Annotated in this window: 21 protein-coding genes and 1 tRNA gene; 6 read left to right on the plus strand and 16 right to left on the minus strand. The window is 33.3% G+C overall.

Features of this window, described 5'->3' with window-relative positions; translation table 11 throughout:
- Positions 1-5 precede the first annotated feature (5 nt).
- The 4 genes from lptC to OLM53_RS11885 are packed head-to-tail and all read right to left on the minus strand — an operon-like array spanning position 6 to position 3,833.
- Complete coding sequence (gene lptC / locus OLM53_RS11870; RefSeq protein ID WP_264520449.1) at positions 6-557, minus strand: LPS export ABC transporter periplasmic protein LptC; 552 nt, start codon at positions 555-557, stop codon at positions 6-8.
- Positions 557-1,831 (minus strand): tetratricopeptide repeat protein, encoded by a 1,275-nt coding sequence (locus tag OLM53_RS11875; RefSeq protein ID WP_264520450.1) that lies wholly within the window; start codon positions 1,829-1,831, stop codon positions 557-559. The genes lptC and OLM53_RS11875 overlap by 1 nt, the downstream gene beginning before the upstream one ends.
- A gap of 12 nt (positions 1,832-1,843) precedes the next feature.
- Entirely contained in the window at positions 1,844-3,109 is a 1,266-nt protein-coding gene (locus OLM53_RS11880) for a hypothetical protein (RefSeq protein ID WP_264520451.1), read from the minus strand.
- Positions 3,102-3,833: a type III pantothenate kinase gene (locus tag OLM53_RS11885; RefSeq protein ID WP_264520452.1), complete on the minus strand. Its 732-nt coding sequence runs from the start codon at positions 3,831-3,833 to the stop codon at positions 3,102-3,104. The genes OLM53_RS11880 and OLM53_RS11885 overlap by 8 nt, the downstream gene beginning before the upstream one ends.
- Before the next feature lie 99 nt (positions 3,834-3,932).
- Here OLM53_RS11885 and OLM53_RS11890 point away from each other — a divergent pair.
- Positions 3,933-4,005, plus strand: a tRNA-Phe gene (locus tag OLM53_RS11890).
- Positions 4,006-4,218: 213 nt separating this feature from the next.
- Here OLM53_RS11890 and OLM53_RS11895 read toward each other — a convergent pair.
- A complete protein-coding gene (locus tag OLM53_RS11895) occupies positions 4,219-5,058 on the minus strand; it encodes an acyltransferase family protein (RefSeq protein WP_264522452.1) in 840 nt (279 codons plus the stop codon).
- A 220-nt stretch (positions 5,059-5,278) separates the two neighbouring features.
- The gene (locus OLM53_RS11900) at positions 5,279-5,422 is read right to left on the minus strand and encodes a hypothetical protein (protein ID WP_264520453.1); all 144 of its coding nucleotides are present in this window, start codon (positions 5,420-5,422) and stop codon (positions 5,279-5,281) included.
- A 761-nt stretch (positions 5,423-6,183) separates the two neighbouring features.
- On the opposite strand from OLM53_RS11900, the gene OLM53_RS11905 reads away from it, so the two are divergent.
- From OLM53_RS11905 to OLM53_RS11915, 3 genes are all read left to right on the plus strand, one after another.
- The gene (locus OLM53_RS11905; protein ID WP_264520454.1) at positions 6,184-7,860 is read left to right on the plus strand and encodes a peptide MFS transporter; all 1,677 of its coding nucleotides are present in this window, start codon (positions 6,184-6,186) and stop codon (positions 7,858-7,860) included.
- Positions 7,861-7,933: 73 nt separating this feature from the next.
- A complete protein-coding gene (locus OLM53_RS11910; RefSeq protein ID WP_264520455.1) occupies positions 7,934-9,445 on the plus strand; it encodes a peptide MFS transporter in 1,512 nt (503 codons plus the stop codon).
- Positions 9,446-9,509: 64 nt separating this feature from the next.
- The gene (locus tag OLM53_RS11915; RefSeq protein ID WP_264520456.1) at positions 9,510-9,977 is read left to right on the plus strand and encodes a thioredoxin family protein; all 468 of its coding nucleotides are present in this window, start codon (positions 9,510-9,512) and stop codon (positions 9,975-9,977) included.
- Between the two features lie 11 nt (positions 9,978-9,988).
- On the opposite strand, the gene OLM53_RS11920 is transcribed toward OLM53_RS11915, so the two are convergent.
- From OLM53_RS11920 to surE, 4 genes are read right to left on the minus strand one after another with little or no spacing between them, the layout of a single operon-like run.
- Positions 9,989-12,019 carry a ComEC/Rec2 family competence protein gene (locus OLM53_RS11920; protein WP_264520457.1) on the minus strand — a complete coding sequence of 677 codons (2,031 nt, stop codon included), beginning with the start codon at positions 12,017-12,019 and terminating at the stop codon, positions 9,989-9,991.
- Positions 12,020-12,057: 38 nt separating this feature from the next.
- The gene (locus OLM53_RS11925) at positions 12,058-12,702 is read right to left on the minus strand and encodes a C40 family peptidase (RefSeq protein WP_264520458.1); all 645 of its coding nucleotides are present in this window, start codon (positions 12,700-12,702) and stop codon (positions 12,058-12,060) included.
- A gap of 47 nt (positions 12,703-12,749) precedes the next feature.
- The gene (lpxB, locus tag OLM53_RS11930) at positions 12,750-13,862 is read right to left on the minus strand and encodes a lipid-A-disaccharide synthase (protein WP_264520459.1); all 1,113 of its coding nucleotides are present in this window, start codon (positions 13,860-13,862) and stop codon (positions 12,750-12,752) included.
- A gap of 52 nt (positions 13,863-13,914) precedes the next feature.
- Entirely contained in the window at positions 13,915-14,685 is a 771-nt protein-coding gene (gene surE / locus OLM53_RS11935) for a 5'/3'-nucleotidase SurE (RefSeq protein ID WP_264520460.1), read from the minus strand.
- A 202-nt stretch (positions 14,686-14,887) separates the two neighbouring features.
- Between surE and OLM53_RS11940 the strand changes: the two genes are divergently transcribed.
- A complete protein-coding gene (locus OLM53_RS11940; protein ID WP_264520461.1) occupies positions 14,888-17,158 on the plus strand; it encodes a carboxy terminal-processing peptidase in 2,271 nt (756 codons plus the stop codon).
- Positions 17,159-17,259: 101 nt separating this feature from the next.
- Here OLM53_RS11940 and rodA read toward each other — a convergent pair whose 3' ends face one another.
- The 6 genes from rodA to purH all read right to left on the minus strand — a co-directional run bounded on the left by rodA (position 17,260) and on the right by purH (position 24,471).
- A complete protein-coding gene (gene rodA / locus OLM53_RS11945; RefSeq protein ID WP_264520462.1) occupies positions 17,260-18,519 on the minus strand; it encodes a rod shape-determining protein RodA in 1,260 nt (419 codons plus the stop codon).
- A 12-nt stretch (positions 18,520-18,531) separates the two neighbouring features.
- Complete coding sequence (gene mrdA / locus OLM53_RS11950; protein WP_264520463.1) at positions 18,532-20,466, minus strand: penicillin-binding protein 2; 1,935 nt, start codon at positions 20,464-20,466, stop codon at positions 18,532-18,534.
- The gene (locus OLM53_RS11955) at positions 20,463-20,969 is read right to left on the minus strand and encodes a rod shape-determining protein MreD (RefSeq protein WP_264520464.1); all 507 of its coding nucleotides are present in this window, start codon (positions 20,967-20,969) and stop codon (positions 20,463-20,465) included. The genes mrdA and OLM53_RS11955 overlap by 4 nt, the downstream gene beginning before the upstream one ends.
- Positions 20,962-21,789: a rod shape-determining protein MreC gene (mreC, locus tag OLM53_RS11960; RefSeq protein WP_264520465.1), complete on the minus strand. Its 828-nt coding sequence runs from the start codon at positions 21,787-21,789 to the stop codon at positions 20,962-20,964. Before mreC ends, OLM53_RS11955 begins: the two co-directional genes overlap by 8 nt.
- 72 nt (positions 21,790-21,861) lie before the next feature.
- Positions 21,862-22,890: a rod shape-determining protein gene (locus OLM53_RS11965; protein ID WP_121312631.1), complete on the minus strand. Its 1,029-nt coding sequence runs from the start codon at positions 22,888-22,890 to the stop codon at positions 21,862-21,864.
- A gap of 54 nt (positions 22,891-22,944) precedes the next feature.
- A complete protein-coding gene (gene purH, locus OLM53_RS11970; RefSeq protein WP_264520466.1) occupies positions 22,945-24,471 on the minus strand; it encodes a bifunctional phosphoribosylaminoimidazolecarboxamide formyltransferase/IMP cyclohydrolase in 1,527 nt (508 codons plus the stop codon).
- A 163-nt stretch (positions 24,472-24,634) separates the two neighbouring features.
- Between purH and OLM53_RS11975 the strand changes: the two genes are divergently transcribed.
- A complete protein-coding gene (locus tag OLM53_RS11975; protein ID WP_264520467.1) occupies positions 24,635-25,888 on the plus strand; it encodes an ABC transporter permease in 1,254 nt (417 codons plus the stop codon).
- Positions 25,889-25,977 lie beyond the last annotated feature (89 nt).

Genomic DNA, 25,977 nt, shown 5'->3' on the forward strand with positions numbered 1-25,977 from the left:
AGTTCTTATTCTGATTGGACTTCTCCAGATATTTTTTGTGAGTTTACTTTTTTGAAGTCTTTACTAAAATCAATTCCTTCGCCATAGGAAACTCCTTTTGGTGAGGTAAATTTAAACTTTTTTTCGGTAAAAAACCATTCGTTTTTTTGGTCATAGTACAATTGCTCTGTTTCGAGCATATCTCCATTTTGATTGGATATTTTTACACTGTCTTGCAAATCAATAATATTGGTTGCTTTATGTGACACAGCATATTTTGCATTGATATAAGTTTCCTTGCCTTTTTTATCATACAAGGTTAAATGGATTCCTTTTGGAAACTCTGTAAAAGGATATTCAACAGTCGAATAATCTAGCATTTTCGGGCTAATCAGATTAGCGGTAATCCTCCCAGAATCGGTATATTTTAAATCGATGTCATCAGCATCTCCACTTGGAGAAAATTCAGCAAACCCCATTTTTTGAACATCGCGAAAATTACCCTCGCATCCTAATATCAAAAAACAAAAGAGGAATGCCGTTATAAAAGGGACACTATTTCTAGTAAGGTGTTTCATTATTTGGATGGAAAAGTAACAGTTTCATTTATCCAACATCCAATATTCAAAGATTTTCCGGCCATCTTAGCGTTCTTAATATCATCTTGAGTCACTGATTTTTTTGCAAAATCGCTACTCATTTTGTCTGATGTTGGTTTTAATCTTGGTTCGGCAACACCAGCTTTTTTAACCGTTTCAGCAGCTAAATAGTATACGGACTTTTTTTCAAACTCGGTTCTACCACATTCATCAGTGCTATTGGCATACAATTGTGCTAAAAACAAATAAGCCTTTCCCATTTTAGGGTCAAGAGCTAAGGCTTTGTTTAAGTATTCTTTTGATTTCGAATTGTCATTGGCCAACAAACCTGTAGCAAGATTATAATATATCTTGGCTTTCTCTATTGGATTGGTTTGCAATTCTGCAGATTCATTATAGAATTTAATTGCCTCGGTAAACTTTCTCTGTTTAAGGTTGCTTAATGCCATAAAATTAGCTGACTGCGCTGTTACTTTTATCGAATATAATTTTTCGGTAAGGGTAGTAAAAATAGGTTTGGCACTACATTTTTCCGATAAATTGATTAATGCTGTCGTAAGCCAATCTGTATTGTCTTGATTGCTTGCATAATTTTTTGTGTAAAATGCATCAAGGTTTTCACAAGTCGCCAAATCTTTTGCCAAAGCATTAACTCCTTTTAACGCAGTTTTATACTCATTTGCTTTTGTTGGGTTAGAAATGGTTAATTCATTCAGCATAGAAGTGGCTTGAGTGAATTTTTCTAAGACTAAATTGGAAGTGATTTTTTTGTCGCCGTTAGTGAACCTTTCACAATACATACTAAAATAAGTAAAGATGGTGTTCGCGTCTGTGATGTTTTTTGAAGCACTTAAAAATGCGGTGTCTAATAAATTGAAAATTTCTTCTTTAGCCTCAATCTTATTATTGACAAGTGCCATTGCCTTGTCTGCTTGAAAACTTGGAGTAGCTAATGGGAAGTTTTTATTGTATTGATCATACAATTTTAATAAATCACGAACTAACTTTTCTTTCTCCTCATCTGCTTTTGCATTGTCAATTTTATATTGAAGAATTTGGATTCCATCTTTATAAATACCTTCATTTTCTTTAGGACAATTTTTTTTCACTTCGTTCCAAATATCGAACGATTCAGCTATTTTTTTGGCTTGATAAAGCTCTTGATAGGCTGCTATTTTTGAAGAACAATCAAACTTTTGGGCATTGGCACTTGATATAAATAAAATACCAATCATAAAAATAATTGCTTTCATAGGTAAAAAGTTTTAGTCGTATTTACGTTTAACAAACCATCTTTCGCTTAATGATAAACCAATACTTAAGTTGACATAATTTTCTTCAACCAAATTCCCATATTTAGTACCTCTTTTACCAACTTCAAGTCCAATGTTGATATTAGAAAAAGTACCCCCAAGAGGCAATCCTAATCCGATAGAACCAGCAAAATCAGTAATTGATTTGTTAGGATAACCTGGATTTTGAATAACTAAACCTGTGTTTTCAAAACGGATACCACCACGATATACCACTCTTTTAAAATAACCAGAATAAGAATTGTAATTAGGAATATAAAAACCTCCTAAACTATAACGAATAGAGTTTTCAAAAGTAGATCCGCTGATATCATTGAAACGATTAGAAAGGACGCTATTGTTTGTAAAAGTAACTTCTCCTCCAACTAACCATTTTTTTACTTCTCCAAAACCAGAACCAAAAGAAAGTTTAGAAGGTAATTTTATAGTGGTGTCACTAACAGGTATTTGGTTTTGTTCAATAACACTAACAGCACCAGTACTTAAAAACTGAATAATTTCAAGAGTACGAGTATTGCCAAGAGTTAATTTAGCTTCTGGTGTATAAGTCATACTACTGAAAAAAGAATATTTTTTATTCACTTTGGTTTCGTAAGATAGCCCAAAATCAAAATTGACACCTCTTACATTAGAAGCGTTATTTTCTCTAGTACCATACTGAAGACCATTTTGAAAAAGCAAACTTTTCGTTGTTATAGTTCCAAAATTATATTGGATATCCGCACCAATATTGATTTTTTTGAATAGTTGATATCCAAAACCAGCGAAAACTTTATTAACACTACCAATACCAGAATATTGAGAATATGTTGTATTATTTACTCCTGATAAATTTTGAATTTTATATCCCACAGACGAATAAGGAATAAGCCCAAACCCAATACCTACTTTCCCCATCGGAATCCCAATAGCAAGATAATCTAAAGAGGTTCTCTTAGATTTTTCTTCTTGCGTTTCAGATTTAGAGGTGGTGTTACCATAGGTGCCGCCAACAACAAAACTGGTTAATTTAAGACTAGCAAAATGAGCTGGGTTTTGAATATTTAAGTGAATACTGTCTGGTAAAACGGAAATCCCACCCATGGAACGATTCTCAACAGTTCCTTTAAATTTCACTTCTCCAATTCCATAAAAAGAATAAGGTGAAGAAGTACCTTCTTGAGCAAATAGTGCCAATGAAAAAAGTAAACTAAGGCTTACTATAACTTTTTTAATCATTTTGATTGTATTGAAATGTTTGGTTCAAACTTTCCAGAAGAAAATTAGAATTGGCAAATATGGTATTTTTTAATCGCATAGCCAAAAATTCTGCGTCGCCTCCCGTTAAAATTATGATAAATTTAGCGTATTGGGTTTTGTATTGCTCTATAAATCCATCAATTTCAAATGCAACACCGTTAATTACTCCCGAATGAATAGATTCTTGGGTAGAATTCCCAATATAATCTTCAGGATGTTTTTTTTGTAATAAAGGCAATTTAGCAGTTTGATGATGCAAAGATTCATAACGCAATCTAATACCTGGAGCAATAGCACCACCTAGATACTGGTCATTGGTATCTATAAAATCATAAGTGATACAAGTCCCAGCATCAATAACCAAACGATTTTGATTAGGAAATTGCAAAACAGCTCCTGATGCCAAAACCATTCTATCAATTCCTAGGGTTGTTGGGGTACTGTATAAATTGGTAAAGGGGAATTTGCTTTCGTGAGTTATAAAATGAATTGTAACGCGGTCTTCTATCGATAAAAAAAGGTCTTTCTCTACATTTCCAACAGAAGCAACTACTAAATTCACAATTTTTGGATACTGATGCATTAAGAAATGAATCTTATTTAAAAGCGCCTCTTGCTCAAAAATAAAAAGTTCTATCAACGTATTTTGTTCAAAGACAGCAGCTTTGATTCGCGTATTTCCAACATCAATGGTTAAAAGCATGACACTATTTTTGGTGCTCAAAGTTACGAATAGTTTTTTTTTAGTATTTGTTTTGGATAAATTAAAAATCATCCTATATTTGCACCCGCAACAAAGCAAGGTACCTTAGCTCAGTTGGTAGAGCAATGGACTGAAAATCCATGTGTCCCTGGTTCGATTCCTGGAGGTACCACAAAAAAAAGCCCATCACCATAAAGTGATGGGTTTTTTTGTGGTACGCAAGGAGAGATTCGATTCCTGGAGATTTGAAATTAAAAATTTGATATTAAGAGGAGGAAGCCCAGTGGGCTTCAGGTATATGAACTTTAGTTCATTTTCTTACAAGTAGTCTTCAAGTATACAAGCTTTAACTTGTTCCAATTTTACATCACCATTTCATTCTAGACTATTTCTTCGGAACCCTCTGTGGAATCAAACCCCCTGTTATCCGATGTTTTATTTTGTCAACATTAATTCTTTTCGAAAAATTCATACAGGGTTTCTCAATGTTTTTAAATGATAAAAAGCTTATAAAAACAACAATCGGAGTTATACTAAATATGGTTAAACAAAATTCTGTAGCGGATAAATTGGCAGCTGTTTCTAAACCGAAATAGAAATACATCACCGTAAAAATAATAATACCGTGAATTAAGTAGGTACTATAAGATATCTCACCTAAAAATTTTAAAGTAGCACTTTTTAGAATCCCAAAAACACTATTGCCTAAAGCGATCAAATTGAAAACAACAATGGTTAAAACTTTGCGTGTATATTTATCCGTAATAGGTAAAAATAAAATGAATGCTAAACAAACTAATAGTATAATACTAAAAATAATGGAGTTGAATTTTATTTTTGTTTGACCATACTTGATTATAAATGGAGCTATGGCGCCACCAACAAACGAAAGAACATGATACGATGATAACCCTTTGTATTTGTAAAAACCAACAACAAAAAGCAAGCTCATAATCATATAGAATTTTGAGGTGCCTTTTCTTAAGATTAAAAGGGAAATAATAGGTAAACTAAAATAAAACCACCATTCATAAGGTAAGGACCAAACCACGCCAGCATTTATAATTTCAGTTAATTGCGAATTATTTATGGGAGGGGTGCTAAGCATGGTAAAAGTTCCCCAGTAAAATAGTTCTTTAAAAAATTCGATGATCGTCACTTCCAATTTCCAATTACTCATTATAAATACAATTAGCACTATTGCGGATATAGAAACAAGATACATAGGTACTAATCTAAAAAATCGGGAAACATATAAAAGTATCCCAATCAATTTCTTTAGTATTGGTATTCAGTAATTTGGTAACAAATAAAAAGGAGGTTATCATAAAAAAGAAGGAAACACTGGTTTGTCCTAATTGGGTATATAAATTTGATTTTGGTAAATCCCAAGCATTGATATGTAAATATTGATACCAAATGGTAGAGTGATGAATAAAAACGCCTTAGGCAAGAAACCCTCTCATGCCATCTATGGTTTCATATCTAGCATTGTCATTTGTTATTTTAAATTTTAAATTTAGTAGATAACCTGTAGCAATGGCAATCAAATACACTATAACAGAAAAAATCGGATTTAAAGGGTTCATTTTGTTTAGGTTTATTATTAAAATACTATTTAAATAGTACCGTTTATTTTACATTACGAATCATTTAAAGATGAACTTTAAATCATCAATATGGACTTTTATTTTGAAATCGGGAAGACTCTCATTGATGCCATCCGTATTTTTGTAAAAAACAAATATAGAAGTTAAAAAATATAATCCTCTCGTTCCACCTCTAAAAGTCATTCCACAAGATTCAAATCATGGCATCATTACAGGTGCCTCAACAAAATCTGAATAAAAAATTCTTGGTTTTTTTGTTACTTTTTCACCTTACTCTTTACAGAGACTTTTTAATTAAAAAAACAAGTAAAAAACAGCGTTTCTCCATATCATCATTGGGCTGAAGACCATTTCTTTAATACGCCTCCTGAATTGTTTAATGCACCTCCTCACTTTGTAAATACACTTCCTGATTTGTTTAATGCACCTCCTCACTTTATAAATGCACTTCCTGATTTGTTTAATGCATCTCCTCACTTTGTAAATACACTTCCTGATTTGTTTAATGCATCTCCTCACTTTATAAATACACTTCCTGAATTAATACCTACACCTCCTTTCCCTGCAATTGCAATCCTCAATTGGATAATAGCCTAAATATCAAACCTATTTAGTTCTAATTGTTGCTTGAAAACTGCATTTAACACAAAAAAGTGCTGGTATTTGTATTTTTTTCACTAAAATTGACAGTTTTTATAAAGAAAACGAAACCATTCAAAACCAAACTAAAATAAATTAATATGAGTGAAACAGCTGTAAAAACAGGACATCCAAAAGGACTTTGGGTATTATTTGGAACAGAAATGTGGGAAAGGTTCAACTTCTACGGAATGAGAGCTATCTTAACATTATTCCTTGTAAATTCTTTAATGATGAAAGAAGAAGATGCTTCTTTAATCTACGGAGGATTTCTAGGACTTTGTTACTTAACACCAATGTTGGGCGGATTCATTTCTGACCGCTTCTTCGGGAACAGAAACTGTATTTTATTAGGAGGTTTGATGATGGCTTTGGGACAATTCTTATTGTTCTTTAGTGCTTCTATTTTTGGCTCAAATATAGGATTAGCAAATACTTTAATGTGGACGGCTTTGGGAATTATCATTTTCGGAAATGGATTCTTTAAACCAAACATTTCAAGTATGGTGGGAAGTTTGTACCCAAAACAAGAAAAAAGTAAACTAGATACAGCCTTTACCATTTTCTATATGGGAATCAATTTAGGAGCTTTCTTAGGACAATTAATTTGCCCTATCGTTGGAGATGTTAAAACAGCAGACGGAATTAGAGATATCCATGCTTTCAAATGGGGATTCTTAGCAGCATCAACAGCGATGTTAATCGGTACAGCCGTATTTTATTTCCTTAAAAATAAATATGTAATAACCCCTGAAGGTAGACCATTAGGAGGATTACCAAAACATAATGTTTCTGAAGACTATGAAGAAGGAGAATCTCAAAAAGCAGTCTTCTCTCAAAAAGCTTTAATGGGAGCGGTAGTGGCCTTTTTTGTTTTAGGTGCCTTTTTCCATTTTGTAGTAAATCAAAACTGGATATACACAGTTATATATTCAAGTGGTATCACGTTAGCAGGATTAATCGTTTCCGATTCCTCATTGACAAAAGTAGAACGCGATAGAATTTTTGTAATATACATTGTCGCTTTCTTTATCATTTTCTTTTGGGCAGCCTTTGAACAAGCAGGTTCTTCATTAACCTTTATTGCAGATAACCAATGTGACAGAAACTTCTTTGGATACAACATGCCACCATCAATGGTTCAAATCTTTAACGGATTATTCGTTGTAGCCTTCGCAGTTCCGTTTAGTATGCTTTGGGATTATTTAAGAAGTAAAGACAGAGAGCCAATTTCACCAGTTAAACAAGCCGTTGGTTTAGGATTAATTGCCTTGAGTTATTTTATCATCGCTCACAATGTAAAAGATTTAGGAAACAACGGACTTCTAGCCATAAAATGGTTAATCCTTTTATATTTAATTCAAACTTGTGCCGAACTTTGTTTATCACCAATCGGATTGTCTTTAGTGGGTAAATTATCCCCAAAACGTTTCTCTTCTTTATTGTATGGAGTATTCTTTTTATCCAATGCTTCAGGGTATGCTTTAGCAGGAACTCTAGGTTCTATCTTACCAGCTACTGGAGATAAATTCAACAAAGCAAAAGAATTAGGTATCGATTTACAAGGTGTTCTTGATAAAAAAATCACGCCAACAGCTGAACAATTAAAATTATTAGCCGACAATCAAATTACCGATCATAACCCAATTTTTGCTGGATTTGAAATCCACAATCTGTTTGAATTCTTTATGGTATTTGTGGTGTTAACTGGATTGGCAGCTTTAATCCTTTTAGCCTTAACACCAGTATTGAAAAAAATGATGCACGGTGTGAGATAACCTCATATTCGAAAATATTTTTATATCTTTCAAACCTCCAAGAATACTTGGAGGTTTTTTAATTTAGTACATAATGGAACAAGATCAAACTTCAGACCAAATTCAAAACTTCAAAGGCAAATACCCAAAACAATTGTGGTATTTATTCTTCAGCGAAATGTGGGAACGTTTCAGTTTCTATGGAATGCGTGGCATGTTGGTAATTTTTATGGTCAACCAATTAATGATGGACGACAAAGTAGCCAACTTGCAATATGGAGCAACTCAAGCTTTTGTTTACGCCTTCACGTTCATAGGAGGATTATTTGCTGATAAAGTTTTAGGGTATAGAAAATCACTCTTTTGGGGAGGTTTATTAATGATTGTAGGAAGTGTCATTTTAGCCATTGACCCCAAACAGTTCTTCTTTTTTGGAATAAGTTTTACCATTATAGGAACAGGTTTTTTCAAACCTAATATCTCTACTATGGTCGGAAAATTATACAAAGACGATGACAATAGGAGAGATGCAGGGTTTTCCTTATTCTACGCAGGAGTAAATCTAGGCGCTTTAATAGGTGGTTACATTTGTATCGCAGTAGCCAATGGTAATTTGTGGGCTTCTTATGTCCCTAGGCATCTTCGTTGGAATTACGCCTTTGGCTTTGCATCAATAGTGATGATGATAAGTTTGCTAACCTTTACTCAAACACAAAAAAGCCTAGGGCAAATAGGACTATCTCCATTATTAGCCCTAGATAAATCCAAAAGAAGATTCATGGAAATGGCAACTTACATAGGCTCATTAGTGATTGTTCCTATCGTAATGACCATGGTAGCCAAAACAGAATACACCGATTATTTTATGTTCACTATCGGTCCATTATCACTTGTGTATTTGTTCTATGAAATGCGAACTCTAACGGTTGCCGAAAACAAAAAACTATTAGCAGCCTTAGTATTTATAATCTTCTCCATATTCTTCTGGGCTTTCTTCGAGCAGAGTGGAGGTTCTTTAAGTTTATTTGCTGCCAATAATTTGCATAATACAGTCTTAGGTGTCAAATTAGACCCCAACGGCGTTAACAATTCTGCCAACTCCTTATTTGTAATTATCTTCGCTGCTATAGTTGGAATTATATGGTTATGGATGGCCAAGAAAAAAACAGAACCTAATACTGTTGTTAAATTTGGTTTAGGTTTTTTATTCTTAGCAGGAGGTTTTTGGGTGTTTTATTACACTAAGTTTTTTGCCGATGCAACAGGAAGAACTTCTCTAGATTTATTCACTTTCGGATGGTTTGTTATTACCTTCGGAGAGTTGTGTTTGTCACCAATAGGAATGAGTGCTATGACCAAATTATCACCCCAAAAAACACAAGCGGTTATCATGGGAATGTGGTTTTTAGCTAGTGCTTATGGCCAATACTTTGCAGGTTTATTAGGAGCCAATATTGCAGAAGCTTCAGAAAATGCATCCAACATAGATAAATTAAACGTATATGCTGACGGGTACTATCAATTGGCACTTTACGCCCTTATTGCGGGACTAATTTTAATCGTAATTTCACCTTTTGTGAAAAAATTAATGCAGGAAGTAAAATAAAATACTTAAATTTCGGCATTGTTTTTGAGGACAATGAGAAAACATAAATTAAAACAATAAAAAAATGAAAAAAGTAGCTATCACTTTATTCCTAATCTTAGGATCGTTAACCATACAAGCACAAGAGTTAACATGGCAAACTGATATGAACAAAGCAATGGAGATTTCAAAAAAATCTAAAAAACCATTATTCTTATTTTTTACAGGGAGCGATTGGTGCGGTTGGTGCATGCGTTTGCAAAATGAAGTATTTAAAACACCAGAATTTGCAAAATGGGCAAAAGACAATGTGGTTTTAGTCGAACTAGATTTTCCAAGAAGAACTCCACAACTGCCAGAAATTCAAAGACAAAATTCAGAATTGCAACAAACTTTTGCTGTACAAGGATATCCAACAGTTTGGTTTGTTAACGCAAGCAAAAAAGACGGAAAAATAAACCTTGAAAAAATAGGAAGTACTGGTTATCTTGCTGGTGGCCCTAATGCTTGGTTAGCTGCAGCCAATCAAATTCTATCAGGAAAAAAATCATAATTTCTCTGAAATTAAATTTTATAAAATCCCTTTTCATTAGTATTATGAAAAGGGATTTTTTCTTTATGACAGGTAGACTCCCAAAGTTTAATATAACTCTTAAAATTAGAACCATCCACCACAATTTGTTCCGGTTTCCATACAGATAAAAGTCTTTTTAAGTTCAGTTTGGGCGAGTTAGTAATAATCAAAATATCAGGTTTTATTTTTTCTAAATAGACACTTGAACTATCTATAATTAGTATTTTTTTGTTTTTAAAATAAAGCAAATTTTGAAGCCTACTTTTCTTTTTTACTTTACAAAAATTCCCAACCAAATAAGGCTGAATAGTTAAGTTGTTGTCTAAAGATTGAAGAATGCTATCATTGCTAAAAACACTAACCAGATTGTGATTCTTTTCAGTAATAATAGTGTGTTTCTTTACATTAAAAACAATCAATTCGTCAGCGTTTTCAGAGTTGTATTTGCTAAAAATATAAATGCTTTGAAGCAATAGAATACTGGACAAAGCAATTGATAATCGATTGAAATTTGGTTTTTCAATCCATAAAATGAATACTACAATTACCAAGTAAGAAACCAAAAGCATCTCATTGGAAAATGATATATTTTTGATGATAAAGCTTTCAAATGAAGCCACCCAATGAATAATGGTATTTAATAATGTAATTAATAATTCAAGCGGTTTTGCAATACAATACGGAACTAAACTAAAACACGCAACAATAATAGCAATTAGTCCAACAATCATAATGACTCCAAGTAACGGTAATACGATGATATTGGTAATAAAAAACAAGCCTGGAAATTGATGAAAATAATATATACTCAAAGGCATAGCGCCAATTTGCGCTGCAAAGGAAACGGTAATAATATCCCAAAAATAACGGACAATTTTATTTTTTGGGGTCCAAATGCTTGACAAAATAGGTTGTAACCAAAGAATAAAAAACAAAGCCAAATAACTCAATTGAAATCCAATATCAAACAGAAAGGAAGGTTTAAATAACAATATCAGAAGCATCGAAACCAATAAAGTGTGATACGTATTTACCGTTCTTCGCAATTGATTTCCAATAGCCACAATAGAAAACATGGCAACAGAACGAACTACCGAGGGAGATAATCCTGCTAGAATTCCAAATACCCACAATGAAGTTAAGATTAACAAGAGTTTGAAAAAAGACCCCTTTTTAGAATTAGGAATGGGTTTTAAAATGAAAGTAACAAACAAAAGGATAAATCCAACATGCAACCCTGAAACCGAAAGAACATGAACCGCTCCCGCATATTGATAATCTTTTAATACTTCGGGAGCAATGTCTTGTTGTTGTCCAACTAACAAAGCAATTAAAACATTTAATTCTTCTCTTTTAATATTGGAAAGTTCTAAATGATGAATAATTTTGTTTCTGAAATTGGAAAATATAGACCAAATAGTTACTGCATTTTTCCCGATTTTAATTTGTCCAGATGCTGTATATAGTTGTCCATAAATTTCTTGATTCTCTAAATAACGACCATAATCAAACTGATTTGGATTAATAGGATTTCGGTTTTTATAAATCTTTCCTTCAACTATCAAATCAGTTCCAATTTCCAACTCTTTTTTGGCCGATGTCTTTTTGAGGTTTACAATAATTTTACCGAAACTCTCTTTCCCATTAATAGTTTTTATAATTGAAATATAGCGATTATTCTTTGGAGAACTCTTAAGCTTTTCATTGATAACTAATCCAACACAGTATTCTTTTTCATAATCATAAATTTGGTTAGTATAATGATTGTTATTATAAGTTTCTTTATGAATAATAGAGGTTGAAATTCCAATTTGAAATGATAGGAGTAATGTAAGTATTCCGAAATAAATTTTTAAATGGGGAAACTTTTTATCCAAAAAATGTAAAATGACTAAAACAAGAACACAAAGGAATAAACATCCAAAGACAAGCAATGGAGTAGGCTGGTAAAATTTAAAAAAAAGTAAGCCAAGAATAAAGCTAATGGAAATTCTTGCCAAAGGGAATTGTAAGATTTTCATGTCACTAATGTACATAAAAATCTAAATATGCAAGAAAATTATTCTATAATTCTATTGATTTGCTTAAAAGTTCTTTCGTAGTATGGTTCTTTTAAGGAGGATATAATAACGCCACCATTGGTTGAAGAATGAATGAATTTTATTTCATCATCCGTAACTTCCACAATCATTCCAACGTGATTTATTCTTCTTTGACCTCTATTGATGAAAAAGATTAAATCTCCTTTTTTGGCTTTTTCAGTGTCAATTTGCTTTCCTATTTCTGCCATTTCATAAGAAGAACGCGGAAGGGTAATGTCATATTTTTTAAAGGTGGAATACATCAAACCAGAACAGTCATAACCTTCTTTTGTAGTGCCGCCAGAACGATATCCTATACCCAAGTTATCGCTAGCACTATTAATGAGTTGATCAATTAAATAATTGGAATCCTCACTTATAATAATATCGGTTTCATTTTTGTCATTAAGTCCAGTGATTTTATTATTATCAGAAGATTGAACCACTTGTTTAGTGGCTAATTGTTTTTGAGATTTCTTTTTTACTGTATTGTTTTTCGTCAAAACAGGTGCCGTGTAAATCCCTTTTTTTACTGCCACTTCCTTTGAAGTGATAATGGCAGATGTTGGTTTACAAGCAGTAAATAACAATAGAATTGATATGATATATAGAGAATATTTCAAGAAAATTATTTTTTGCGAAGGTAAAAATTTGAAGCCGAATTTGAAAACTACTTCAAATCATTTAGGATTAATTTAGCAGTTTTTTCACTGGCACCAATACCTCCCAATTTGGATTCTAATTCGTCATATTTTTTCAATAATATAGCCCTGTGATTGTTATCTAATAATTTTGTAAGCTCCTTTTTTAAATTTTTAGAATTGAATTTATCCTGAATCAATTCTGTAACTACTTCTTCATCCATAATCAGATTGACTAGAGAAATATATTTCAGGGTAATGATTCTTTTGGCAATTTGATAGGAAGCCCAACTCCCTTTATAACAAACCACTTCGGGCACTTTGAATAAGGCTGTTTCTAAAGTTGCTGTCCCTGAAGTAACTAATGCAGCAGAGGCAATACTTAATAAATCATAGGTTTTATTAGAAATGAACTTTACATTTTTTGTAGTTAAAAATTGCTCGTAAAAATGAAAATCCTGACTCGGTGCACCAGCAATTACAAATTGATAATTAGGAAAATCAGCCACAATACTCAACATCACTCCCAACATTTTTGAAATTTCTTGTTTTCTACTTCCAGGAAGTATAGCTATAATTGGTTTTTCATCTAAATTATTGGCTTTCCGAAAGGAAACTTCATCGGTTTTTTCTCGATTATGAATGGCATCAATTAAGGGGTGTCCAACGAACTCCACTGGGAAATGATGCTTCACTTCAAAAAAATCTTTTTCAAATGGAAGTATAACAAACAGTTTATCAAAATCACGTTTAACTGCTTTAATCCGATTTTCTTTCCAGGCCCAAATTTGTGGTGCTATATAGTAATGTGTTTTAATTCCTTTTTGTTTTGCCCACTTCGCAATCCGCATATTGAAACCTGGATAATCAATAAAAATAATCACATCAGGATTAAAGTTTTCAATATCCGCTTTACAAATATCAATGTTATTCAAAATGGTTTTCAAGTTTAGGACTACTTCAGCAAAACCCATGAATGCTAATTCACGATAGTGTTTAACTAAAGTGCCACCAACATTTTTCATCAAATCACCACCCCAAAATCGTATGTCCGCTGAAGCATCTTCTTTGTATAAAGCTTTCATCAAATTAGAGCCATGTAAATCGCCTGAAGCTTCTCCAGCAATAATGTAGTATCTCATTTTATAGTTGCATATTTATTATTTGAATAAAATGCAGTCGCTCTCGCTCGTGTCATAAATTCCAAGTGTTAAGTTGGGCAATCGTATGATGTGCCGTCAAATCAAACTGAACTGGAACAATAGAAACATAGCCATTAGCTAAAGCCCATTCATCAGTATCTTCTCCTTTATCTTGATTAACAAATTCTCCCGACAACCAATAGTAGTCTTTGCCGTAAGGTGTTTGTCTTTTGTCAAATTTTTCCATCCAAATCGCTTTCGCTTGACGGCAAATTTTAATGCCTTTAATTTCTTCTTCTTTTAGTTTTGGAAAATTAACGTTTAAAACGGTTCCTTCGGTTAGTTTTTTTGCTAAAACTTCTAATGCAATTTTTTTGATAAATGGCTTTATCTGTTCAAAATCTGCATTCCATCCATAGTCTAATAAGGAAAAACCAATAGCAGGAATTCCTTCAATTCCAGCTTCAACAGCCGCACTCATAGTTCCAGAATAAATTACATTAATCGATGAATTGGAACCATGATTAACACCTGAAACACACAAGTCAGGTTTCTTTTTTAAAATTTCATTTACGGCTAACTTCACACAATCTACAGGAGTTCCTGAGCAACTGTATTCCGCAATGATTGCGTTTTCTGGTGATATCTTATTCAAAAACAAAGTGCTATTGATAGTTATAGCATGTCCCATGGCGCTTTGCGGACTATCAGGAGCCACTACAATCACTTCGCCAATTTCGGCCATGACCGAAATCAAAGCACGAATTCCAGGAGCATTAATACCATCATCATTGGTAACTAAAATAGTGGGCTTGTGTGGCATAAGATTATTTGAAATTAGTGTAGTTTTTAAAGCTAAATTTAGGATTGTAAAATTAACTAATTTTAAGGTTTTATACTGCTACATTTTTATAACTTTGAGCCATTCTGCGCTCTAAAGCAATGAACATAACGATTTTTAACAAAAATTTATCTCAACAGAAAACTCTTGACCTAGTTTTTTGTTTACTTTAGACCAATAATTAATGAATAAAATATTTCAATTTATGAAAAGGAACTATAAAATACTTGTGTTAGTTACGGTATTAGCATTAGCATTATGGAGTTTTATTCCAAAAGAAAAGCAATCTGACCCTGAAAAAGATAAAATGTTAATTGAACTATTAACTTTTGTTATTGAAAAAGGGCATTACAATCCTGCAAAAATTGATGACACCTTTTCAAAAGGGGTATACAAAGATTATTTAAACGCATTAGATCCTTCAAAACGTTTCTTTTTACAATCGGATATTGATGAATTTGCCAAATATGAAACCCAAATCGACGACGAAATCATAAACAAAGATTTAACGTTTTTCGATTTAACGTATTCTCGTCTTATGAAAAGAATGGACGAGACCAAAGAGTACTATAAATGGGCACTTGAAAAACCATTTGATTACAAAAAAATGGAATCAATCAATACCGATTATGAGAAGTTGCCTTTTGCCAAAAGCGTTAATGATTTAAAAGAAAGATGGCGTTTACAAGTTAAACTTTCTACTTTATCTTCTTTGGTAGAAAAACAAAAATTAGAAGAAGATTTAATTAAAGACAAAAACAAAACTACTGAAGAAAAACTGAAAGAATTTAGAGAAAATCAAGGTGAGAATCTTACCCCAGAAGCAGAGAAAAAATTTCTTTCTGACTTAGAAAAAAAGAAAAATCAAGCGCCAAAAACTTTTGAACAATTAGAAAAAGAAACTAGAGAAAGTACGCTTAACTCTTTGAATGATAACTTTAGTTTTATCAAAGATTTAGACAGAGAAGATTGGTTTTCCATTTATGTGAATGCAATTGCCTCTCGTTTTGACCCACATACCTCTTATTTCGGACCTAGCGAAAAAGAGAAATTTGATGTAAGTATGAGCGGTAAATTAGAAGGAATAGGTGCTCGTTTACAAAAGAAAAATGATTTTACAGAAATTACAGAGTTGATTTCCGGTGGTCCAGCATGGAGAGGGAAACAATTAGAGTCAGGTGACATTGTTCTAAAAGTAGCTCAGGCTGATGGAGAGCCTGTTGATGTTGTTGGAATGCGTTTAGACGATGTAGTGAAAAAAATAAAAGGACCAAAAGGGACTCAAGTTCGTTTGACTGTAAAGAAAACAGATGGAACAATTAAAGTGATTTCTATTATCAGAGATGAGGTTGAAATTGAAGAAACATATGTTAAGTCTAGTGTAGTAGAGAAAGATGGTTTCAAATACGGAATCATTTATTTACCAAAATTCTATATTGATTTTGAAGATCAAAATAGTCGTGATGCTGGGAAAGATGTGGCAATAGAAGTTGAACGATTGAAAGAAGAGGGAGTGCAAGGAATTGTAATGGATGTTAGAGATAATGGTGGTGGTTCATTAAAAACAGTGGTTGACATTGCTGGTTTATTCATTGATCAAGGACCGATTGTTCAAATAAAATCGGCAGCAGGAAAAAAAGAAGTGCTTTATGATAGAGATGCTAAAGTGCAATGGGACGGACCACTTGTAGTAATGATTAATGAATTTTCAGCGTCAGCTTCTGAGATCTTAGCAGCTGCAATTCAAGATTACAAACGTGGCGTTATCATTGGAAGCAAACAATCATATGGTAAAGGAACAGTACAAAATGTAATCGATTTAAATCAGTTTGTTCGTGGAAGTACCTACGGAGATTTGGGAGCTTTGAAAACAACTACGCAAAAATTCTACAGAATCAACGGTGGATCTACACAGTTAGAAGGAGTAAAAAGCGATGTTGCTATTCCAGACCGATATGCCTATCTTAAAATGGGAGAAAAAGACATTGACAACGCCATGCCATGGGACAAAATTGATGCAGCAGATTATAAAGTTTGGGATAAACAAAACAACTTTGATTTAGCTATTTCAAAAAGCAAAGAGAGAATGAGTAACAACGCTCAGCTAAACTTAATCGATGACAATGCTAAATGGTTAGATGAAAGAAATAAAGAAAACATCTATAGTCTAAACATAGATAAGTTCAAAGCAGAGCAAAAAGCTTTGGATGAAAAAAATAAAAAATACAAACCTATTGTTGACTATAAAAATGCTTTTCAATTCAACTCACTTCCTTATGAAGTGGCTCAAATGAAAGCTGATCCTGTGCTTAAAGAGAAAAGAGAAAGATGGCACGAAAGTCTATCAAAAGACATTTATATAGAAGAAGCGATTCATATCTTAAATGACTTGCAATCGGAAAATAATAAAGGATTAACCACAAAGGTTAAAAAGGAAAAAATGGTAAAGTCCTAATCTAAATAGTAAAATGCATAACCCACCTTTTGGTGGGTTTTTTTTATGCTAAATATTTTCAAAATTCAGATGAATCAATTAATCACATGGTAAAATAGTCATTACCACTCATTAACTTTATTGGCATCCATTTTTAGAAAGATGAACAATAAGATGGTAAAACCCCATAAACCAGAACCTCCATAAGAGAAAAAGGGAAGAGGTACACCAATGGTTGGAAAGACTCCAGAAACCATAGCAATATTGACAAAGAAATGAATAAAAAGAATACTCGCCACACAATAACCATAGACTCGACTGAACTTAGTCTTCTGCCTTTCTGCCAAGTAGATAATCCGCATAATTAAACAAACAAATAGAGCGATAACAAAAAGAGAACCTAAAAATCCCCATTCTTCACCTACAGTTGTGAAAATATAATCGGTATGTTGCTCCGGTACAAATCCGCCTTTTGTTTGTGTTCCTTCAAGATATCCTTTTCCAAACCACCCGCCAGAACCTATAGCAATTTCAGATTGATTTGTGTTGTATCCTATGCCTTTCATATCTACTTCTTTTCCGAGGAGAATATTAAATCGATCACGATGGTGTTGTTTAAAAACATTCACAAAAACATAATCTACAGAAAAAACAAAACCACCAATCATTACGAATATAATACTACTCAGAATCCAGTTTCTATTGATGATTCGACTTCTATAATAAATGAATAGTATAACTAATAAAGCAATTCCAGTTAGGATTAGAGGTTTTATAATTAACGCCAATACAAATAAAACTAAGGCAATAAATCCCGTCCAAACATACCATGAGGGTAATCCTTCACGATACAAAACCAATATGAATATACTGAAGATTAAGGCACTTCCTGGGTCGTGAGGAACTATTAATAATATGGGTAAAAAAAGGATTCCTAGTGCTTGAATTTGCCTATTCATGTCTTTAAGATTGACTTGAACATCGCTTAAATATTTGGCCAAAGCCAAACCTGTAGCGGCTTTAACAAACTCTGACGGTTGAATACCAAATGAGCCAAAAGAATACCAATTGGCTTGTCCTTTAATAGTTTTTCCAAACACAAATAATCCCGCTAAGGAAAGTAATCCTATAACATAAATAACACTAGAAAATTTTTCATAAAATTTTCCTTCAACAGACATCACAATGAATATCAGGGGAATGGTGAGTATGATAAACATAAACTGTTTGCCATAAATTTGAGTAAAATCAAAAATCGAAGTTTCCCCCGCGATAGAAGATAATGAGGAAGAATAAATGTTGAGCCAACCCATTATTACCAGAGTAATATAGATGCCGACGCTAATCCAGTCTAGATTATTGGTTACACTTTGATTTTTCATATTCTTTTGAAATTAATTGTCTGGTGTTTCAGGTACTTTAATTTCGGTTTTTACGGTACTTGGTTTAATAGGAGTATCTACTTTTGATTTGATCAAGGTATCAACAATTGGTTTTGCATAATATTTATTGTATTCCCCTTGGAGACTTCCTTCTAACATCCTTTTTTCTAAATCAGTTCGAGTAATTTTCCTTTTAATGAATTTTTCAATCATCAAACTAGTAATAGGCCCAGCCCAACGAGCTCCCCAATATCCATTCTCAACAAAAACAGCAATAGCAATTTTAGGATTGTCTTTTGGGGCAAAAGCTACGAAAATAGAGTGATCCTGAAGCTTAACTCTCTTTCCATTAATCTTTGCAAAATTTTCTGCGGTTCCTGTTTTTCCGCAAATGTCAATTCCTTCTACATTCAATCCGTGTGCGGTTCCAAAATTATACACATCAAACAATCCACTAATCATTGGTTCAAAATATTTTTTATCAATGGTCGTTACGTGCTTTGTTGTAAAGTGCTTGTCTATTGGAGTCCCTTTAATTTTTTTAATGATATGTGGAGTGTAATAATATCCTCGATTAGCAACAGTAGCAATCATATTCGCCAATTGGATTGGTGTCATCAAAACCTCTCCTTGACCAATGGCATTGGAAACAATAGTTTTACTTGACCAACCCCAGCCTGGATACATTTTTTTATAGGTTTTTGAAGTTGGAAGACTTCCTTTTCTTCCCGTAGGTAAATCATAACCCATAAATTGTCCTAAACCAAAACTTTTTAAGTGATTACTCCAAACATCTACTCCTTTAGGAGGATTGTTGAATTTATCTATGGTTTTCATGTAAGAGCTCGAGAAAAAGGTATTGCAAGACTCATAAATCCCTCTGTGAAGTTGCATCGCTCCGCCATGACAGTGACATTTCATAAAACGTCCAGGGGCATAACTAAAACCATGATTACAATAAAAGGTAGTGTTTTCATCAATCGCACCTTCTTGAAGTGCTACTAAACCTGTCAAGATTTTAAATGGTGAGCCAGGGGTATATTCTGCTAATAAACCTCTGTCATATAAAGGTTTTGCGATAGAATCGTGGTACAACATCGTGTAATTTTTTGAACGTTGTCTACCAACAAGAATTGCTGGATCATACGATGGAGCGGTAACTAACGCTAAAATCTCTCCCGTTTTTGGTTCAATGGCAACAATTCCGCCTCGTTTGTTAACCATTAATTCCTCTCCATATTTTTGAAGCTCAGCATCAATAGATAAGTTAATGTCTTTTCCTTGAACAGCGATGGTGTCAAATTTCCCTTCTTTGTAGGAACCAATCTCTCGATTGTATTTGTCCTTTTGAATGTATTTTACCCCTTTTACTCCGCGTAGAAAATCTTCATAACTTTCTTCTACTCCTTGACGACCAATCAAATCACCACTGTTGTAGTATTTATTTTTCTCAATAATTTTATCATTTACCTGAGTGATAAACCCAAAGACGTTTGCACCATAAGCTACTTGATAATCTCTTAAAGCACGTTTCTGAATATAAAAGCCATTAAATTTTCTTTGTATTTCTTGAAACGCTGCATATTCCTTTTTGTTAAGTTGTCCCAAAAAAACAGAAGGTAGTCTAGGACTATAAACTTTAGCTTTAGCAATTTTTATCAAGAATTCTTCTTTGGTAATTTTTAATAAAGAACAAAACTCGGTCGTATCCAAATCTTTGACATCTTTTGGAATAACCATAATATCATATGATGGTTGATTGGCTACTAAAAGCTTGCCATTTCTATCGTAAATATAACCTCTTTCAGGATAATCATATTTTATTTTAATAGCATTATTATCTGATTTTAATTTCAAGGAATCATCAATAACCTGCAAATAGAAAAGTCGTAATATTAGCAAAATTGCTCCAGTGAAGATGATTGTGGGCAACAAAACTTTTCTCATCGTCTGCTAGGCTTAATGATGTAGATAATAATAATGCAAGTGAGTATTGTGAAAAGAGTGCTTAATAGAGTTCGCACTAAAATATCCCAAAGGAAACTAATTTTAAATACTTCGAGTACAAATAACACAAAGTGGTGAATTACCACAGCAATTAGTATGAATGAGAAGCGCTCTGGGGTTAGTACATCGTTGAGTTTTACGGTTTGGTATTCATAACTTAAACCAAATGAAAATTTAAAAATGGCAGGTCTATAATACGCAAGAACTAAACAAGCAGCCGCATGGACACCACCTGAATTCCAAAACATATCCATTAATAATCCTAAGAAGAAACTGGAAACTAATAAACCTGTTTTATTTCCATTAACTGGATATAAAATGATAAATAGGATATAAGGGAACGGATTGATAAATCCAAAAAGATCAATTCTGTTGAATATCAAAACTTGTGCGGCTAACAACAAGATGAAACGGGCTATATTTGCTAACAACGCACTATTCATCTTTTTTGTTTTGGTTTTCTAAGTTTGATATCTCATCAGCATCTTTGTTTTTAATAACATAAACGTGACCTAAGTTAGTCATGTCATTAAATAGTTTGATGTCCAAAGTATAGTAGTTAGTCTCGTTATCAATATATACTTTGTCAATGGTTCCAATGCCAATATTTTCCGGGAATACTATTGATTGCCCACCAGTTACGATGGTATCTCCTTTACGAACTCCTGCTAATCTTGGTACATCAATCAACTGAACGAATCCGGTGCTTTTTCCGTTCCAAACAAGGGAACCAAAATGATTTGATTTTTTAATCTTAGCATTAATTTTCGAATTCACATTCAAAACACTGATGATGGTGGCGTAATTTTTAGAAGTTTTATCTATAATACCAACAATTCCAGCACTATTAATTACCCCCATGTTCGGTTTAATACCTGATGCTGCACCATTGTTAATAGTAATAAAGTTTTCCTGAATGCTATAAGAGTTGTGAATTACTTTAGAAACAATGATATCCGTTTTCTTCACTCCTCTGATAGTATCAATTTGAGGTAATTTAGTAGTGTCTTTTTGATTGAATAAAAGCGTTTTTAAACGAGCATTTTCCAATGCTAATTCTTCGTTTTGTTTTCTCAAACCGAAATATTCGTCAATGTTATTTATCTTTTCATAAATGCCACCAGTAAAGAAATTGGCAGAACTGATAATTTTACTTTTGTGATAAGAATGAGATTGAATTGTCAATGAAAAGGATAATACCAAAAGCAGCAAAAACAGTAAGCGATTACTGTTTTTTAGTATAAAATTAAAAATTTGCTGCATTTTTAAACTGTATAATGTTTGTTATAAATATCCTTCGAAATAAAGATAAAAAATAATTAGTCTCAGACTTAATTATTTAATTAAAATACTTCTGAATTTTGGTATATTTTTAAGTGCCATTCCAGTTCCTCGAACAACAGCTCTTAAGGGATCTTCGGCGATATAAACTGGTAAATCTGTTTTTTGAGAGATACGTTTGTCTAATCCTCTCAACATCGAACCTCCACCTGCAAGGTAGATTCCGGTGTTGTAAATATCAGCAGCTAATTCTGGTGGCGTTTGTGATAACGTTTCCATGATAGCATCTTCAATACGTTGGATGGATTTGTCTAAAGCTTTTGCAATTTCTCTATAGGATACTTCCACTTGTTTTGGTTTTCCAGTCAATAAATCTCGACCTTGTACTGACATATCATCTGGTGGAGTTTCTAAATCATCTGTAGCTGCTCCAATGGTAATTTTGATTTTCTCAGCAGTACTTTCTCCAACAAATAAATTGTGTTGTGTTCTCATGTAATACACGATATCATTGGTGAAAACATCACCAGCAATTTTAACCGATTTATCACATACGATTCCGCCTAAAGCAATAACCGCAATTTCTGTAGTTCCTCCTCCGATATCCACAATCATGTTTCCTTTTGGTTGCATAATGTCGATACCAATACCAATTGCCGCAGCCATTGGCTCGTGAATTAAGTATACTTCTTTTCCGTTTACACGTTCACAACTTTCTTTTACCGCACGCATCTCTACTTCAGTAATTCCAGAAGGAATACAAACCACCATTCGAAGTGCTGGTGTAAACATTTTTTTCTTTAACGCTGGAATGCTTTTGATGAACATCGAAATCATTTTTTCTGATGCATCAAAATCGGCAATAACCCCATCTTTCAAAGGACGTATGGTTTTTATGTTTTCATGGGTTTTTCCCTGCATCATGTTGGCTTCTTTTCCAACAGCGATAATTTTTCCCGATATTCGGTCTCTAGCAACAATTGATGGGCTATCAATTACAACCTTATCGTTGTGTATTATCAGAGTGTTTGCGGTACCAAGGTCAATAGCGATGTCCTCAGTCATGAAATCAAAAAATCCCATAGGTTTATTTAGGGTTTAACGTTTATAAAATTTTAACGCACAAAGTTAAACAAATTAATGTTTAAAATGACGTGTTCCTGTAAATACCATTGCAACTTTATTTTCATTGCAAAAATTAATGCTCAGCTCATCTTTTATAGAGCCTCCGGGTTGAATTACAGCGGTAATTCCAGCATTGTGAGCAATTTCGACACAGTCTGGAAAAGGGAAAAATGCATCACTTGCCATCACTGCTCCATGCAAATCAAAACCAAAAGTAGTTGCTTTTTCAATCGCTTGTTTCAAAGCATCTACTCGAGAAGTTTGACCTGTCCCCGATGCTACTAATGTACTGTTTTTTGCAAATACAATCGTGTTTGATTTAGTATTTTTACAAATTTTTGAAGCAAATAATAAATCGTCAATTTCTTGCTCAGTAGGTGCTGTGTTGGTTACTGTTTTTAAGTCGGATTTAGAGTCGGTAACATTGTTTTTATCCTGAACCAAAAGGCCGTTCAAACAGGTTCTCACTTGACGGTTGGGTAAGGCCACATCATGTTGAACCAAGATGATTCTGTTTTTCTTTTCTGATAAAATGGCGATCGCTTCATCATCATAACTTGGAGCAATAACAACTTCACAAAAAAGTGAATTTATTTCATGGGCTGTTGCCAAATCTATTTTGCCATTAGCAATCAAAACTCCTCCAAAAGCAGAAGTAGGATCGCCAGCTAAAGCGGCTAAATAAGCATCTTTCATAGTGCTTCTTGTCGCCAGTCCACAAGCATTATTATGCTTCAAAATGGCAAAAGTTGGCTGATTTTCTTTGAATTCCAAGATCAAATTTACAGCGGCATCAACATCAAGCAAATTGTTATACGACAATTCCTTACCGTGCAATTTGGTAAACATTGTATCAAAGTCTCCAAAGAAAAAGCCTTTCTGATGCGGGTTTTCACCATAGCGTAATATCTGACCATTGTCAATACTAGTTTTGAAATAGGTTTCGTCGGTATTGAAATAATTAAAAATAGCAGTGTCATAATGGGAGGAAACATGAAAAGCTCTAGTGGCTAATACTTTTCTTTGTTCCAAAGTTGTCGCTCCGTTTTGAGTAGAAATTAAATCCAACAACATGGCATATTCTTTAACCGAAGCCACAATAACAGTATCTTTAAAATTTTTGGCTGCAGCCCGAATTAAGGAAATACCACCAATATCAATTTTTTCAATTATATCTGCTTCACTAGCTCCCGAAGCAACTGTTTTTTCAAACGGATACAAATCCACAATGACTAAATCAATTTGTGGAATTTCAAAATCAATCATTTCTTGAACATCCCCAGCATTTTCTTGACGGTTTAAGATGCCTCCAAATATTTTTGGATGTAATGTTTTTACTCGACCCCCTAAAATTGAGGGATAGGAAGTTACTTCTTCTACAGGAACTACTGGAATTCCTAAATTAGTAATAAATTCTTCCGTGCCACCAGTGGAATATAGAGTGACATTTTGTTCGTGTAGTTGCCGAACGATGGGTTCTAAACCCTCTTTTGAAAACACTGAAATCAGTGCCGATTGGATTGTTTTTGTAGTGCTCATAGTGTAGTTGTGTTTAAGCCAACAAAAGTAGTTTTTTTGCCAGCAAAATTCAAGCAAGAACTGTAACAATATTTTATTTTATGACACCTATAAGTCATTTGATAAAATAGCTCGGATTTCCATTATTTTTATTGAAATTTACAATTCCAAAAACAACTAGTACATGTTACTTTATTTCAGACTGCTTAAAGAAAGTTTTGCCTTTGCCATGAATGCGTTACGCAACAATAAATTGCGAACGATGCTTTCTTTATTGGGAGTTACCATCGGAATATTTTCTATTATTGCGGTACTAGCAGCTGTCGATTCATTGGATAAAAAAATAAAAGCCGATTTAAGTACTTTAGATAAAAATACCATTTATTTAACTAGTCAATCCTTTGGCCCAACCGAAGTGCCAAGATGGAAAAGAGAACATTTTCCAAAAGTAAATTTCGAAGAATACCAATATTTAAAAGGCTCTTTGAATCATGTGGAGAATACCTGCTTTCAATATTTTACTTCCAATCAAAATATCAAACAAGAATCAAAAACCGTTTCTGCTGTTAATATGGTTCCGGTGACTTCAGAGTTTGTAGATATTCAGCGAATGGAATTTTCAGAAGGGCGTTTTTTCAATGAAGCAGAATCCAATGCAGGAAAACAAGTAGTTGTTTTAGGCTATGATATTGCCAAAAGTTTGTTTGAAGATTTTGATCCAATTGGAAAAACAGTTAGAATGTACGGGCAACAATTTACCGTTATTGGGGTAACCAAAAAGAAAGGTTCTGGAATGGATCTTGGAGGTGGGGATGATACTTCGGCTTTTTTTCCATCCACTTTCTTGAGAAGAATATATGGCGATAATAACCCTCAAGTGCTACCAGTCATTATTATTAAGCCCGAAAAGGGAGTTGATATGGATGCCCTAAAAGGAGAAATAGCTCAAAAACTTCGTAACGTTAGAGGGGTAAAACAAGGAGATATCGATAATTTTTTCATCAACGTTTTGTCGGGATTCACTGATTTAATTGATGGAATCATAGGTAATCTTAAAATAGGAGGGTGGATTATAAGTCTGTTCTCTCTGTTGGTTGGTGGTTTTGGAATTGCTAATATTATGTTTGTTTCTGTAAAAGAAAGAACTAGTCTTATTGGTATCCAAAAATCATTGGGAGCCAAAAACAAGTTTATCCTTTTTCAGTTTCTTTTTGAAGCTGTCATCCTTTGTGTTATTGGTGGAATCGTGGGCTTATTTTTGGTTTGGATAATAGCGCTCATTCTAACCAAAGTCCTAGATTTTGAATTTGTGCTTGGCATAGGAAACATCATCCTAGGAACAAGTCTAGCAGCTGTTATTGGTTTAATTGCTGGAATACTTCCTGCTATTTCTGCATCTCGTTTAGATCCTGTTGAAGCCATTAGGAGTGGGATGTAGTTTTTAGTAATTAGCACTCTTTTCAATTGATACTTGTAAACCGTTTAGTTTATGCCTATAAACTGATTGGTTGATGCCTATAAACTAAA

This window comes from Flavobacterium sp. N1994, from assembly GCF_025947145.1.
GTDB lineage: Bacteria > Bacteroidota > Bacteroidia > Flavobacteriales > Flavobacteriaceae > Flavobacterium.

Bases quoted from the DNA above. Each gene is read 5' to 3' on its own strand.
- lptC (WP_264520449.1), bottom strand. From the start codon at position 557: ATGAAACACCTTACTAGAAATAGTGTCCCTTTTATAACGGCATTCCTC.
- surE (WP_264520460.1), bottom strand. From the start codon at position 14,685: ATGCCACACAAGCCCACTATTTTAGTTACCAATGATGATGGTATTAAT.
- OLM53_RS11885 (WP_264520452.1), bottom strand. From the start codon at position 3,833: ATGCTTTTAACCATTGATGTTGGAAATACGCGAATCAAAGCTGCTGTC.
- OLM53_RS11965 (WP_121312631.1), bottom strand. From the start codon at position 22,890: ATGGGATTTTTTGATTTCATGACTGAGGACATCGCTATTGACCTTGGT.
- OLM53_RS11975 (WP_264520467.1), top strand. From the start codon at position 24,635: ATGTTACTTTATTTCAGACTGCTTAAAGAAAGTTTTGCCTTTGCCATG.
- OLM53_RS11940 (WP_264520461.1), top strand. From the start codon at position 14,888: ATGAATAAAATATTTCAATTTATGAAAAGGAACTATAAAATACTTGTG.
- mrdA (WP_264520463.1), bottom strand. From the start codon at position 20,466: ATGAGAAAAGTTTTGTTGCCCACAATCATCTTCACTGGAGCAATTTTG.
- OLM53_RS11875 (WP_264520450.1), bottom strand. From the start codon at position 1,831: ATGAAAGCAATTATTTTTATGATTGGTATTTTATTTATATCAAGTGCC.
- OLM53_RS11955 (WP_264520464.1), bottom strand. From the start codon at position 20,969: ATGAATAGTGCGTTGTTAGCAAATATAGCCCGTTTCATCTTGTTGTTA.
- rodA (WP_264520462.1), bottom strand. From the start codon at position 18,519: ATGAAAAATCAAAGTGTAACCAATAATCTAGACTGGATTAGCGTCGGC.
- OLM53_RS11905 (WP_264520454.1), top strand. From the start codon at position 6,184: ATGAGTGAAACAGCTGTAAAAACAGGACATCCAAAAGGACTTTGGGTA.
- OLM53_RS11895 (WP_264522452.1), bottom strand. From the start codon at position 5,058: ATGTATCTTGTTTCTATATCCGCAATAGTGCTAATTGTATTTATAATG.
- lpxB (WP_264520459.1), bottom strand. From the start codon at position 13,862: ATGAGATACTACATTATTGCTGGAGAAGCTTCAGGCGATTTACATGGC.
- OLM53_RS11880 (WP_264520451.1), bottom strand. From the start codon at position 3,109: ATGATTAAAAAAGTTATAGTAAGCCTTAGTTTACTTTTTTCATTGGCA.
- OLM53_RS11920 (WP_264520457.1), bottom strand. From the start codon at position 12,019: ATGAAAATCTTACAATTCCCTTTGGCAAGAATTTCCATTAGCTTTATT.
- OLM53_RS11910 (WP_264520455.1), top strand. From the start codon at position 7,934: ATGGAACAAGATCAAACTTCAGACCAAATTCAAAACTTCAAAGGCAAA.
- OLM53_RS11900 (WP_264520453.1), bottom strand. From the start codon at position 5,422: ATGAACCCTTTAAATCCGATTTTTTCTGTTATAGTGTATTTGATTGCC.
- mreC (WP_264520465.1), bottom strand. From the start codon at position 21,789: ATGCAGCAAATTTTTAATTTTATACTAAAAAACAGTAATCGCTTACTG.
- OLM53_RS11915 (WP_264520456.1), top strand. From the start codon at position 9,510: ATGAAAAAAGTAGCTATCACTTTATTCCTAATCTTAGGATCGTTAACC.
- purH (WP_264520466.1), bottom strand. From the start codon at position 24,471: ATGAGCACTACAAAAACAATCCAATCGGCACTGATTTCAGTGTTTTCA.